This is a genomic window from Photobacterium sp. GB-36 (genome assembly GCF_003026135.1).
GTDB lineage: Bacteria > Pseudomonadota > Gammaproteobacteria > Enterobacterales > Vibrionaceae > Photobacterium.
The window spans coordinates 35,857-48,038 of record NZ_PYNY01000003.1; the positions used below are offsets into that span (position 1 = coordinate 35,857).

Annotated in this window: 12 protein-coding genes and 1 other annotated feature; of the genes, 10 read left to right on the plus strand and 2 right to left on the minus strand. The window is 41.6% G+C overall.

Features of this window, described 5'->3' with window-relative positions; genetic code table 11:
- Window positions 1–46: 46 nt before the first annotated feature.
- The gene (gene cysS / locus C9J46_RS03470; protein WP_105060600.1) at window positions 47–1,429 is read right to left on the minus strand and encodes a cysteine--tRNA ligase; all 1,383 of its coding nucleotides are present in this window, start codon (window positions 1,427–1,429) and stop codon (window positions 47–49) included.
- Window positions 1,430–1,631: 202 nt separating this feature from the next.
- Here cysS and C9J46_RS03475 point away from each other — a divergent pair, with 202 nt between their 5' ends.
- Both C9J46_RS03475 and lpxH read left to right on the plus strand, forming a co-directional pair.
- Window positions 1,632–2,126 (plus strand): peptidylprolyl isomerase, encoded by a 495-nt coding sequence (locus C9J46_RS03475; protein ID WP_005370640.1) that lies wholly within the window; start codon window positions 1,632–1,634, stop codon window positions 2,124–2,126.
- 45 nt (window positions 2,127–2,171) lie between these two features.
- Window positions 2,172–2,912, plus strand: a complete 741-nt coding sequence (gene lpxH, locus C9J46_RS03480) for a UDP-2,3-diacylglucosamine diphosphatase (RefSeq protein ID WP_107259415.1) — start codon at window positions 2,172–2,174, stop codon at window positions 2,910–2,912.
- Between the two features lie 28 nt (window positions 2,913–2,940).
- Here lpxH and C9J46_RS03485 read toward each other — a convergent pair whose 3' ends face one another.
- A complete protein-coding gene (locus C9J46_RS03485) occupies window positions 2,941–3,843 on the minus strand; it encodes a sulfite exporter TauE/SafE family protein (RefSeq protein WP_107259413.1) in 903 nt (300 codons plus the stop codon).
- Between the two features lie 322 nt (window positions 3,844–4,165).
- Between C9J46_RS03485 and C9J46_RS03490 the strand changes: the two genes are divergently transcribed.
- From C9J46_RS03490 to hisA, 8 genes are all read left to right on the plus strand, one after another.
- The gene (locus C9J46_RS03490) at window positions 4,166–5,392 is read left to right on the plus strand and encodes an EAL and HDOD domain-containing protein (RefSeq protein WP_107205606.1); all 1,227 of its coding nucleotides are present in this window, start codon (window positions 4,166–4,168) and stop codon (window positions 5,390–5,392) included.
- 2 nt (window positions 5,393–5,394) lie between these two features.
- Window positions 5,395–5,919, plus strand: coding sequence for a YchJ family metal-binding protein (locus tag C9J46_RS03495; protein WP_107205605.1), 525 nt, complete (start codon window positions 5,395–5,397; stop codon window positions 5,917–5,919).
- Between the two features lie 334 nt (window positions 5,920–6,253).
- Window positions 6,254–6,389: a sequence feature (His leader region), on the plus strand.
- 41 nt (window positions 6,390–6,430) lie between these two features.
- Window positions 6,431–7,327 carry an ATP phosphoribosyltransferase gene (hisG, locus tag C9J46_RS03500; RefSeq protein ID WP_107205604.1) on the plus strand — a complete coding sequence of 299 codons (897 nt, stop codon included), beginning with the start codon at window positions 6,431–6,433 and terminating at the stop codon, window positions 7,325–7,327.
- A 3-nt stretch (window positions 7,328–7,330) separates the two neighbouring features.
- Entirely contained in the window at window positions 7,331–8,632 is a 1,302-nt protein-coding gene (gene hisD, locus C9J46_RS03505; protein ID WP_107205603.1) for a histidinol dehydrogenase, read from the plus strand.
- A 9-nt stretch (window positions 8,633–8,641) separates the two neighbouring features.
- A complete protein-coding gene (gene hisC, locus C9J46_RS03510) occupies window positions 8,642–9,688 on the plus strand; it encodes a histidinol-phosphate transaminase (protein WP_107259504.1) in 1,047 nt (348 codons plus the stop codon).
- Between the two features lie 11 nt (window positions 9,689–9,699).
- Entirely contained in the window at window positions 9,700–10,770 is a 1,071-nt protein-coding gene (gene hisB / locus C9J46_RS03515) for a bifunctional histidinol-phosphatase/imidazoleglycerol-phosphate dehydratase HisB (RefSeq protein WP_369917432.1), read from the plus strand.
- Window positions 10,770–11,417, plus strand: coding sequence for an imidazole glycerol phosphate synthase subunit HisH (hisH, locus tag C9J46_RS03520; RefSeq protein WP_107245566.1), 648 nt, complete (start codon window positions 10,770–10,772; stop codon window positions 11,415–11,417). The genes hisB and hisH overlap by 1 nt, the downstream gene beginning before the upstream one ends.
- A gap of 20 nt (window positions 11,418–11,437) precedes the next feature.
- A complete protein-coding gene (gene hisA / locus C9J46_RS03525) occupies window positions 11,438–12,172 on the plus strand; it encodes a 1-(5-phosphoribosyl)-5-[(5-phosphoribosylamino)methylideneamino]imidazole-4-carboxamide isomerase (protein ID WP_107290565.1) in 735 nt (244 codons plus the stop codon).
- The last annotated feature ends 10 nt before the right edge of the window (window positions 12,173–12,182 follow it).

Below are 12,182 nucleotides of genomic sequence, written 5' to 3' on the forward strand. Positions count from 1 at the left end.
TAAAAAAACCGAGCACTTAGCTCGGTTTTTTCTTATGGGGATGTAATTACTTACGACGCCATGTTGTGCCTTGTGCACCATCTTCTAAAATAATGCCCATTGCTAATAACTTATCACGAGCGTCATCTGCTGCAGCCCAATCTTTTGCTGCACGCGCATCGAGACGTTGTTGAATCAATGCTTCAATTTCAGCCACATTATCATCTTCACCAGCACCACCTTGTAGGAAAGCTTCAGGCTCTTGAGATAGAAGACCAAGTACATCAGCAAGCTCACGCATACGTGCACCTAATGCAGAAGCCGTAGCAACATCATCTGTTTTCAAACGGTTAATTTCACGCGCCATATCAAACAGTACTGAATAAGCTTCAGGTGTATTAAAGTCATCATCCATCGCTTCTTTAAAGCGAGTAACGAACTCTTCACCGCCAGCCGCTTCAACTGATGTGTCTAAACCACGAAGCGACGTGTATAGACGCTCAAGTGCAGAACGCGCTTGTTTCAAGTTATCTTCGCTGTAGTTTAGCTGGCTACGGTAGTGACCAGACATTAGGAAGTAACGTACCGTTTCAGGATCGTAGTGGTTTAATACATCACGAATCGTGAAGAAGTTACCTAATGACTTAGACATCTTCTCGCGGTCAACCATTACCATGCCACTGTGCATCCAAGTATTTACATACTGGGTATCATGTGCACAGCAAGATTGCGCGATTTCGTTTTCATGGTGTGGGAACTGAAGATCTGAACCACCACCGTGAATATCAAAGTGATCGCCTAAGATTGCAGAGTTCATTGCTGAACATTCAATGTGCCAACCTGGACGACCTGGGCCCCATGGCGATTCCCACGTAGGTTCACCTGGTTTAGACATTTTCCATAAAACGAAATCTAGCGGGCTACGTTTTGCCATATCAATATCAACACGCGCACCTGCTTGAAGTTGGTCAAGATCTTGCTTAGATAAACGACCGTAATCTTCATACTTGCTCACTTCAAACATGACATCGCCATTAGAAGCAACATAAGCAAAACCACGTTCAATTAATCGCTCACAAAGCGCGATAATTTCTGCGATAAACTGTGTCGCACGTGGTTCAACGTCTGGACGTTTCATACCTAACGCATCAAAATCCGCATGCATTTCACCGATCAAACGCTCAGTTAATGAATCACAACTTTCGCCATTTTCAGCGGCACGCTTAATGATTTTATCGTCGATATCAGTGATATTACGAACAAATGTTAAATCATAACCAGAATAGCGCAGGTAACGAGAAACCACGTCAAAAGATACAAACGTACGACCGTGTCCGATGTGACACAAATCGTAGATCGTTACTCCACAGACGTACATGCCTACTTTGCCAGGCTGGATTGGGGTGAATGCCTCTTTCTGTCGTGTGAGCGAGTTATAGATCTTTAACATGTCTCTTCATTACTCATAGTAGTAGGATTACAAATTCGAAGGGTAATTACACCTTTTATGCCTTTTGTTGGCAAGGAAAATCCTTTAATGAATGCTATTTTAACCATTAGCCACCGATTAATCGGGTAATGTTTGTCTGAGCAGGCTATGGTAAGTTAATATTCAAGACTTAAAGAAAAATACTCCATTAAAGGAAAAGATCATGATTACCCTTCACACAAATTTTGGTGACATCAAAATTAACCTATTCGAAGACAAAGCACCTCAAACGTGTGCAAACTTCCTTCAATACTGCCGTGATGGTTTCTACAACGGTACTATTTTCCACCGTGTTATTGATGGTTTCATGGTTCAAGGTGGCGGCATGCTTCCTGGTATGGAAGAGAAAGAAACTCGCGCTCCAATTCAAAACGAAGCAAACAATGGCCTAAGCAACAAGACAGGCACACTTGCAATGGCGCGTACTAACGCTCCTCACTCTGCTAGCTCTCAGTTCTTCATTAACGTAAAAGACAACAACTTCCTTGATTTTACTGGTGAAAACATGAGCGGTTGGGGCTACTGTGTATTTGCTGCAGTGGTTGAAGGTATGGATGTAGTTAACAAGATTAAGGCTGTGAAAACAGGCCGTCACGGTTACCACTCTGATGTACCCGTTGAAGATGTTGTTATCGAAAGCGTAACTATCGAAGAATAAGTCTTCATTGATATTAAGGGTGGCATTAGCCGCCCTTTTTCTATTATGACAACACTATTTATTTCAGATCTGCACTTAAGTGCTGAGCGTCCCGATATGACAGCATGTTTTTTGCGATTTATGGCAGAAGACACAAAAGATATTGACGCCTTATACGTGCTCGGGGATTTGTTTGAAATGTGGATTGGTGATGATGAAGACTCGCCTTTTTTACAACAAATCAAACAGGCCTTTAAAGCCCTCACTGACTCGGGGATTCCTTGCTATTTTATCCATGGTAATCGCGACTTTTTAATTGGTAAACGTTTTAGCCAACAAACGGGGGTTCAGTTACTTCCTGAACATTGCATTGTTGAGCTGTACGGAAAACCAACCTTAATCCTCCATGGTGACACTTTATGCATAGAAGACGAAGCGTATCAACGTTACCGTAAAAAAGTGCATAACAAGTTTATTCAATGGTTATTCTTCCGCATTCCTCTTTCTCGTCGTATTAAAATTGGTGAGAAGTTTAGAAGTAATAGTAGTAAAAATAATCAGATGAAGAGCCAATCCATCATGGACGTCACACAAAGTGAAGTGGTGCGATTGATGCAAGCTTTCCATGTTGATCAAATGATCCATGGTCACACCCATCGACCAGATATTCATTCACTCACTATTGATAATAAGCCAGCCTCACGTATTGTCCTCGGTGATTGGTATGAACATGGTTCGGTATTAGTCGTTACGCCTGATGGTTATCAGCTAGAAACCCGTAATTTTGATACTAATCAGCAGCAATAAAAAAGGTACGCACTGCGTACCTTTCTTTTTATGCGATCTTTTCTTCAACATTGACTTGCTTGAGCTGTTTTCGATCAGCTGCCCAAGAACGATACATCGTCAAAGAGGTATAGAAGACAACCCCACAAACAAGCCAAGCCAATACCTTCATATCTAGCGATTTCACTAAATAGGCTGCAATCACCACACCGATAGGCCCTGTTATTGCAACCGCCACTGACGCTCGACTATTAATTTTGTCTCGACGTAAGAAACCACCAGCAGAAAAGAAGCCTAAAAATCCACATGAGCACATCATCACAGGGAACGCAGCAAGCGGATTCATACCTAGCATGTAGATCATCGTCATACATGGTGCGTATAAACCAATACCTACCGTCATTAATGCGCCAAATAAGAAGTTACCAGCAATACCGACTGCCAACTTCCATCCTGTTAAGCCTAAACTGGTTCCGCCAAGAGGGAATAGCTTTAACTGACCCGCAAGCATTAAGCCCGCCACCACCAACAAAGCACCACTCATCACAATACGTATAAGTTGGCGATCCCAATTAGAAACTAAACGCGAACCGACGGTTGCCCCTAAACACGCTGAAACAACAAGACTTAATAAGGTAACTGCATCCACATTTACCGCAGTAAGAAAAATAAGTGCTTGTACGACCGTGGCTAACACCGCTTGGCAATTCAATGTTCCGGGAAGAACTTGATCATCAATAAGCTTAAATTGTTTATAACCTGCTGTCATAATAGCGAAACTTCCAACACCAAGAGTGTCACAGAAGTTTGCAAAACCACCAATCAAGGCGACGGGAATAATACGTGTATTTGCTTCCTGCTTTCGGTTTCTTCGCCAAGCTCTAATAAGCATCACAATAAAAACACTACCACCAACAAGCAATCCCGCTTGTATCAAGGCAAATATAGACATAACTAGTACAAATACGATTTGATAGAAAATTTAAAAGGTAGATCAAACAATTCACGACAAGAGTGAATGTTTAAACACTAATATTATGAACTCAAAACAGATCTTACACCATTTTCATTATTTATAATGGTTTTATGTGCTAATATATTTATAAGGTTTGATTATTTTAACCATCTGTAAACGTGATGTGCTTGTCGCTTCAATATTTTATTTAAATAGTGTTAAAAACATCACTTTGTGAAATATATAAATTTGATATGATCTAACTAATAACAACAATACTAAAACGATTTTATTTTTTTGGACTTTTCTGTAGATTTCAATGTTCTCATATATTGCTCGACAACCCATTTTAAACAGAAATAAGCAAACTATTGGCTACGAACTTTTATTTAGGGATGGCCCAGATAACTGCTTTCCAAATATTGGTGATGAGCAAGCTACAAACCGTCTGCTTAACGATAACTTTTTCAGTTCTGCTGGAGAAGCGCAATTAACATCAGGCAAACGCGCATTTGTTAATTTCCCTTATAGTTCAATAATATCAGGTACACCTCTTCTTTTCCCAAAACAAAGTTTCATCATCGAAATTCTTGAAAACTGTGAACCAACTGACGAGCTTTTTGAAGCTATAAAGAAACTTCATCAAAAAGGCTACACACTCGCACTTGATGATTTTATCCCTAATAAACAATGGACTCGCTTTTTTCCCTATATCCATATTATTAAATTCGATATTCGTCTTATCAGTATTGAAAAAGCCGCACGATTTATTCAATTCTATAAAGAAAAAACAAAACTACGTTTCTTAGCCGAAAAAGTAGAAACCCAAGAAGAATACCAACAAGCTTATGATGCGGGCTTTGATCTTTTCCAAGGCTTCTTTTTCAGCAAGCCAGAAATGATCCAACGAAAGTCATTAAAACCCTCATCTTTAACAACATTACGTTTGTTTAAAGAAATTTGTGTTACTGATGTTGATTTTGACAAAATTGAAGAAATTATTGCTACTGATTTAACCTTATCGTACAAATTACTTCGTCACGTCAATGCGCTAACATCAACGCGCTCAAAGCCAGTGACCTCTTTTAAACAAGCGTTAATTTTTCTTGGTGAAGATCAACTACGACGTTTTGTCACATTTGTCGCAACCTCGCATGCGGTTGAAAATAAACCTCAATCTCTTTATAACTTATCACTCCAACGTGCACATTTTTGTGAGCAGTTATATCGGACCCGAGTACCCAAAGATAATGGTAACCAAGCCTTTCTTACTGGGTTATTTTCCTTATTAGACTCTTTGCTTGATCAACCATTAGAAGAGTTGATAGAGCTCCTCCCTTTAAGCGAGCAAGTTAAGTTAGCGTTAACTAAACGTGCCGGTCCTTTAGGCGCAATACTAAACTTAACAGATGCTTACGATCAGGCAAATTGGCCATTAGTTAAAAAATACAGTGCGGCATTGAAAATCAATGAATCAAGCATTGCAGACTACTATTTAGAATCAGTAAAATGGTCTACTGAATATGAGCAATCCTCGGCTAAATAAACATGTCTAAACACACATCAATGTGTCCTTGTGGAAGTAATAAGCCCCTTATTGAGTGCTGTAAACCTATCCATCTTGATCATTCAAAAGCAAAACACCCAGAACAACTGATGCGTGCACGTTACAGTGCTCATGTGCTTGGGTTAGTTGATTTTGTCGTTCAAACTTATCACTCTAGTTGTGAAGCAGAACAGCACCGCAATGCCATTGCAGAATCAGTACACTTAACATGGTTAGGGTTAGATGTTCTAAACAGTGAAATCGCTGAAAGTGGCGAAGGTTTTGTTGAATTTAAAGCCATGTACAAAGAAGCAGGCAATGAATATATCCTGCAAGAACGTTCACGTTTTTTACAGCAAGAAAAAGATAATAAGTTATGTTGGTTTTACATTGATGGTGAATACCCAGAACCACCACCAGTAGAGCAAACAGCTCCACCAGCTCCCGTTAAAAGTGAGAAAACTGTCGGTCGTAACGACCCTTGCTTATGCGGAAGCGGTAAGAAATATAAAAAATGTTGTGGTTAATACAGCGTTAACATTCTTCTCACTGAAACCGATCTTAGCGTCGGTTTTCTTATTTAAGTATGCTATTCACACAAAACTATGTACTGAACCAATAACTTACCTTGCTCTTACTTCTTTCGACATAATTAATTTAACCACCTAAAACTCAATAAGTTAGGAAACTTATTCTTACAATTGCGACAACGCCGAAACTATTTTCGAAAAGAAAAATAAATAAGATAAAAGGTTAAAAATAATGTTGCATTATCTAACACTCTTAGTTAGTGTGGGTAACAAGAAAGTAACACTATTATTTATTAACGAGATTTATTATGCGTATCCAAATGACTAACAATCATATTCATCACCATCCTGACTAGTCTTTCGGGAGGATACGCCTCACCCTGGAAGACAACATACTCTTCCAGTGGTCACAAGGAATAATCAAATTCAGACCCTCGGAAGATACAAGCTTCCGAGGGTTTTTTAATACCAGATTTTGAATTAAGTGAATTAGGACAGGGAAATGACTATGCAAACACAACGATTACGCATTGCGATTCAGAAAAAAGGCCGTCTAAGTAAAGAGTGTCAAACACTGCTTAAACGCTGTGGTGTGAAATTTAACATGGTAGGCGAACGTCTTGTTGTTCACGCTGAAAACATGCCTATAGACTTGCTACTTGTTCGTGATGACGACATTCCTGGTCTGATCATGGATGGTGTAGTTGATTTAGGTGTGATTGGTGAAAATGAACTTGAAGAAGTTGGCCTTGAACGTGCTGCTCGCGGTGAACCATCAGATTATATAAAACTACGCCGCCTAGATTTTGGTGGTTGCCGCCTTTCTATCGCAATTGATAAAGATGCTAAGTACAACGGTCCTCAAGATTTAAACGGCAAACGTATTGCAACGACTTATCCGCAATTAGTTAAACGCTATATGGATGAACTGGGCGTTAAATTTAGCACTTGTATGCTAAACGGCTCTGTTGAAGTTGCTCCACGAGCTGGGCTTGCTGACGCCATCTGTGATTTAGTTTCGACTGGTGCGACACTTGAAGCGAATGGTCTTAAAGAAGCAGAAGTGATCCTGCGTTCAAAAGCGGTACTGATCCAATCAACGCAGACACTCGATGCAGAAAAACAAGCATTAATTGAACGCTTACTGACCCGTATGCAAGGTGTGATCCAAGCAAAAGAATCAAAATACATCATGCTACATGCGCCAACTGATCGTCTAGAGCAAATTAAACTGCTACTACCTGGCGCTGAAGATCCAACGGTACTTCCTCTTGCTGAAGACAAATCTCGTGTTGCTATCCATTTAGTGAGTTCTGAAAACCTATTCTGGGAAACAATGGAACAACTAAAAGAATTAGGCGCAAGCTCTATTCTAGTATTGCCAATCGAGAAAATGATGGAGTAATCGATGAAGACAGTTGTATGGCAATCCTTAAGTGAAAGTCAGCGAGAAAATCTTCTTGCTCGACCAGCCGTAAATAATGGCGCTAATATTAGCGCTATTGTTTCTGGCATTATTAGCGATGTCCGTGAACGTGGTGATGAAGCTTTACTGGAACTGACAGAAAAATTTGATGGTATTCGTCCAGCATCCATCAAAGTCAGTGACACAGAAATCGACGATGCATGTGCTCGATTAAGTACAGAGATGAAAGAAGCGCTACAGCAAGCTTTTAACAATATCAGTACCTTCCATAAAGCACAGAAGCAACCGACACTTCGTGTAGAAACACAGCCAGGTATCATCTGTGAGCAAATGACACGCCCTGTTAATTCAGTCGGTTTGTATATTCCAGGAGGCAGTGCACCACTACCATCAACCGTATTAATGCTCGGCGTGCCCGCTAAAATAGCAGGTTGCCAAAAAGTGGTGCTGTGCTCTCCACCGCCTATTGCAGATGAAATCTTATACGTTGCCAAATTATGTGGCATCGATGATGTTTACAACGTCGGTGGTTCACAAGCCGTTGCGGCAATGGCCTACGGCAGCGAAACCGTCACTAAAGTCGATAAGATTTTTGGCCCAGGCAATGCCTTTGTAACAGAAGCTAAACGTCAAGTAAGTAATGATTTCCGTGGTGCTGCTATTGATATGCCAGCAGGCCCTTCTGAAGTATTAGTGATTGCTGATAGCAGCGCAGATCCTGACTTTATCGCTGCTGACTTACTTAGCCAAGCAGAGCATGGCCCTGATTCTCAAGTCATTTTGGTTACGCCTGATCCAGTGATTGCTGATAAAACAGCAGATGCTATTCAACGTCAACTAGCTCAATTATCACGTGCAGATATTGCTAAAGAAGCATTAGGCTCAAGCCTATTAATTGTCGCTGAAACATTACCGCAGTGTATTGCGATTTCTAACAACTATGGGCCTGAGCACTTAATTGTTCAAACCCGTACGCCACGTGATTTAGTGCCATTACTTGACAATGCTGGCTCTATTTTCTTAGGTAACTGGTCACCTGAATCTGTTGGTGATTATGCATCTGGTACTAACCACGTATTACCAACCTATGGTTATACACGGACTTATTCAAGTTTAGGCTTGGCTGACTTTTCTAAGCGTATGACAGTACAAGAGCTGTCTGCGGATGGCCTACTGGGGTTAGCAAAAACAGTAACCACGATTGCCGATGCTGAAGGTCTTGATGCCCACAAACGTGCAGTAACAATCCGTGTTGAAAAATTAACGGCTAAGCGTGAGGGATAAATCATGACGATGGCAAGACTAGCACGTAAAACAGTACGTGAATTAACCCCTTACCAATCAGCCCGTCGATTAGGCGGCAACGGAGATATTTGGTTAAACGCCAACGAATCGCCGTTTGATAACGAGTACAGCATTAGTCTTGCTCGATTAAACCGTTACAGCGAATGTCAGCCACCAGCATTAATCAATGCCTACGCAGACTATGCCAATGTAAAACCCGAGCAAGTGTTAACCTCACGTGGTGCCGATGAAGGTATCGAACTTCTGATCCGCGCTTTTTGTGAGCCAAACCAAGACAGTATTTTATATTGTCCACCGACGTATGGCATGTATGCCATCAGTGCTGAAACTTACGATGTAAATGCGAAAGTTATTCCGCTCACAAGCAAGTGGCAATTAGATTTAGAGGCCATTTCACAAAACCTTGATGGCGTAAAAATAGTTTTCGTTTGTAGCCCGAATAACCCGACAGGTAACTTGTTAGCACGTAAAGACATTGAAGCCCTGCTCGATATGACAGTAAACTCAGCCCTAGTCGTTGTTGATGAAGCCTATATCGATTTCTGCTTAGAAGAAAGCGCCAGCGATTTACTGTCAAGCTACCCTAATTTAGTCATTCTTCGTACGTTATCAAAAGCGTTTGCACTAGCGGGTTTGCGCTGTGGCTTTACCATTGCTAACAGCGATATTATCGATGTTTTGCTTAAAGTGATTGCCCCCTACCCCGTACCTGTACCTGTCACTGAAATTGCAGTCCAAGCCCTATCGGAAGCAGGTCGAGCACGAACAAAATTCCAAGTGCTTGATATCAGTGCTAACCGCGCTTACTTACAAGCGGGTTTAAGCATGTTAGATGGCGTAACCGTATTTGATGGCTACGGTAATTACCTACTGGTTGAATTCCCTAATGCAGATCAACTCTTTAAAGCATTATGGGATAACGGCATTATTTTACGCCGCTCTCCGATTGAAAACTGTATTCGAATCAGTGTAGGTAACCGCGATGAGTGTGAGAAAACTCTCGCCTTTATTCGTAGCCAATTAGAACAACAATAAGGACATTGATTGTGAGCAAGGAAAAGATTTTATTTATTGACCGTGACGGCACCTTAATTGTTGAGCCGCCAGTAGACTTTCAAGTAGACCGTTTAGACAAACTTAAATTTGAACCGAATGTGATTCCTGCCCTACTTGCTTTGCAAAACGCAGGCTACAAACTAGTGATGGTGACAAACCAAGATGGTTTAGGTACAGATAGCTACCCACAGGCAGATTTTGATGCGCCACATAACATGATGATGGAAATCTTCGAATCACAAGGTGTAGTATTTAGCGATGTGCTGATCTGTCCTCACTTTGATAACGAAGGTTGTAGCTGCCGTAAGCCTAAACTTGGACTGGTCAAAGAGTACCTTCAACAAGGTCGCGTCGACTTTGAAACCTCTGCAGTCATTGGTGATCGGATTACCGATCTACAGCTTGCTGAAAATATGGCAATTCGTGGTATACAGTACAACCCTGAAACCATGAATTGGATGCAGATATTAACGGATTTAACCACCCAACCTCGCATTGCTGAAGTAGTACGAACCACCAAAGAAACTGACATTCGCGTTAAAGTGAATTTAGATCAAACGGGCGGTAATACGATTTCAACTGGCCTTGGCTTTTTTGATCACATGTTAGATCAAATCGCCACGCACGGCGGTTTTCAAATGACCTTAACCGTTGATGGTGATTTACACATCGATGATCACCACAGTGTTGAAGATGCTGCACTTGCGTTAGGCGAAGCGTTGAAAAAAGCCTTAGGTGATAAACGTGGAATTGGCCGCTTTGGCTTTAGCCTACCGATGGATGAGTGTTTAGCACAATGCGCGTTAGATCTCTCTGGTCGTCCGTATTTAAAATTTGAAGCACAATTTAGTCGTGATCAAGTCGGTGATTTATCAACGGAAATGGTGCCGCACTTCTTCCGATCTTTAACTGATACGCTCGCTTGTACTCTGCACTTATCATCATCAGGTAATAACGACCACCACATTGTTGAAAGCCTATTTAAAGCTTTCGGGCGCACATTACGCCAAGCGATTAAAGTAGAAGGTAACGAGCTACCAAGCAGTAAAGGAGTGTTGTAATGACAACAACCAATACTCAGCAGCGCGTCGTCATTATTGATACCGGCTGTGCCAATGTCTCTTCTGTTCGCTTTGCTATTGAACGTCTTGGCTATCAAGTAGAAGTCAGCAAAGATCCAGCAGTTGTACTTGCTGCCGATAAACTTTTTCTTCCGGGTGTCGGTACCGCCAGTGAAGCAATGCAGAACCTACAACAGCGTGATTTAGTTGGCTTAGTCAAGCAAGTGACTAAGCCATTATTAGGTATCTGTTTAGGTATGCAATTACTGGGTAAAGCGTCGCAAGAGCACGGGCAAAATGGCAGTGAAATTATTCCCTGCTTAGATTTGTGTAATGCTTCTGTAGAGAAAATCCAAGCAGAGGGGTTACCGCTGCCACATATGGGCTGGAACACCATTACACCGGAAGATAATCACCCACTATTTAAAGGTATTCCTGCGGGAAGCTATTTTTATTTCGTTCATAGTTACGCCATGCCTGTATTTGATCATACCGCGCAGCAAGGTGGCAAAACCATCGCCAGCGCGCAATATGGTCAAAGCTTTACCGCAGCAGTGCAAAATGGCAATTACTACGGGGTGCAATTTCACCCAGAGCGTTCAAGTAAAGCTGGCGCGAAACTCATTCAAAACTTCCTCGAACTATAACGATAACAAAAGGACTTGTTATGATTATTCCAGCATTAGATCTGATTGAAGGCCAAGTCGTTCGTCTATTCCAAGGCGACTATGGTCAAGTGACAGAATACAAAGTCGATCCCGCAGAGCAATTTAATCTTTACCACCAAGCTGGCGCTAACTGGCTACATTTGGTTGATTTAACGGGCGCAAAAGATACGCAAGCGCGTCAGTTATCTTTAATTGAAAAACTACTCAAAAGCACACCAGCCAATGTACAAATTGGTGGTGGCGTACGCACCGAGCAAGACGTCGCAGATCTGTTAAACGCTGGTGCTAAACGTGTGGTAATTGGTTCTACCGCCGTTAAACAACCAGAAATGGTAAAAGGTTGGATGGAAAAATACGGTGCTGAACACATCGTATTGGCTCTGGATATCAACATTGATGACAACGGTAACCGCATTGTCGCTGTCTCTGGTTGGCAAGAAGATTCAGGCGTTACTATTGAGGCGCTATTAGAAAATTTCTTAAAAGTGGGTTTAAAGCACGTGCTGTGTACTGACATTTCTCGCGATGGCACATTGGCTGGTTCAAATGTCGAACTGTATGTCGATCTTTGTCGCCAGTACCCGCAAGTACAATTTCAATCATCTGGTGGCATTGGCTCGCTTGATGATATTGCAGCATTAAAAGGCTCAGGTGTGGCTGGCGTTATTGTCGGTCGCGCCCTACTTGATGGTAAGTTTACTGCCGATCAAGCCTTTACATGCTGGAACAATTAAGGAGACCGCA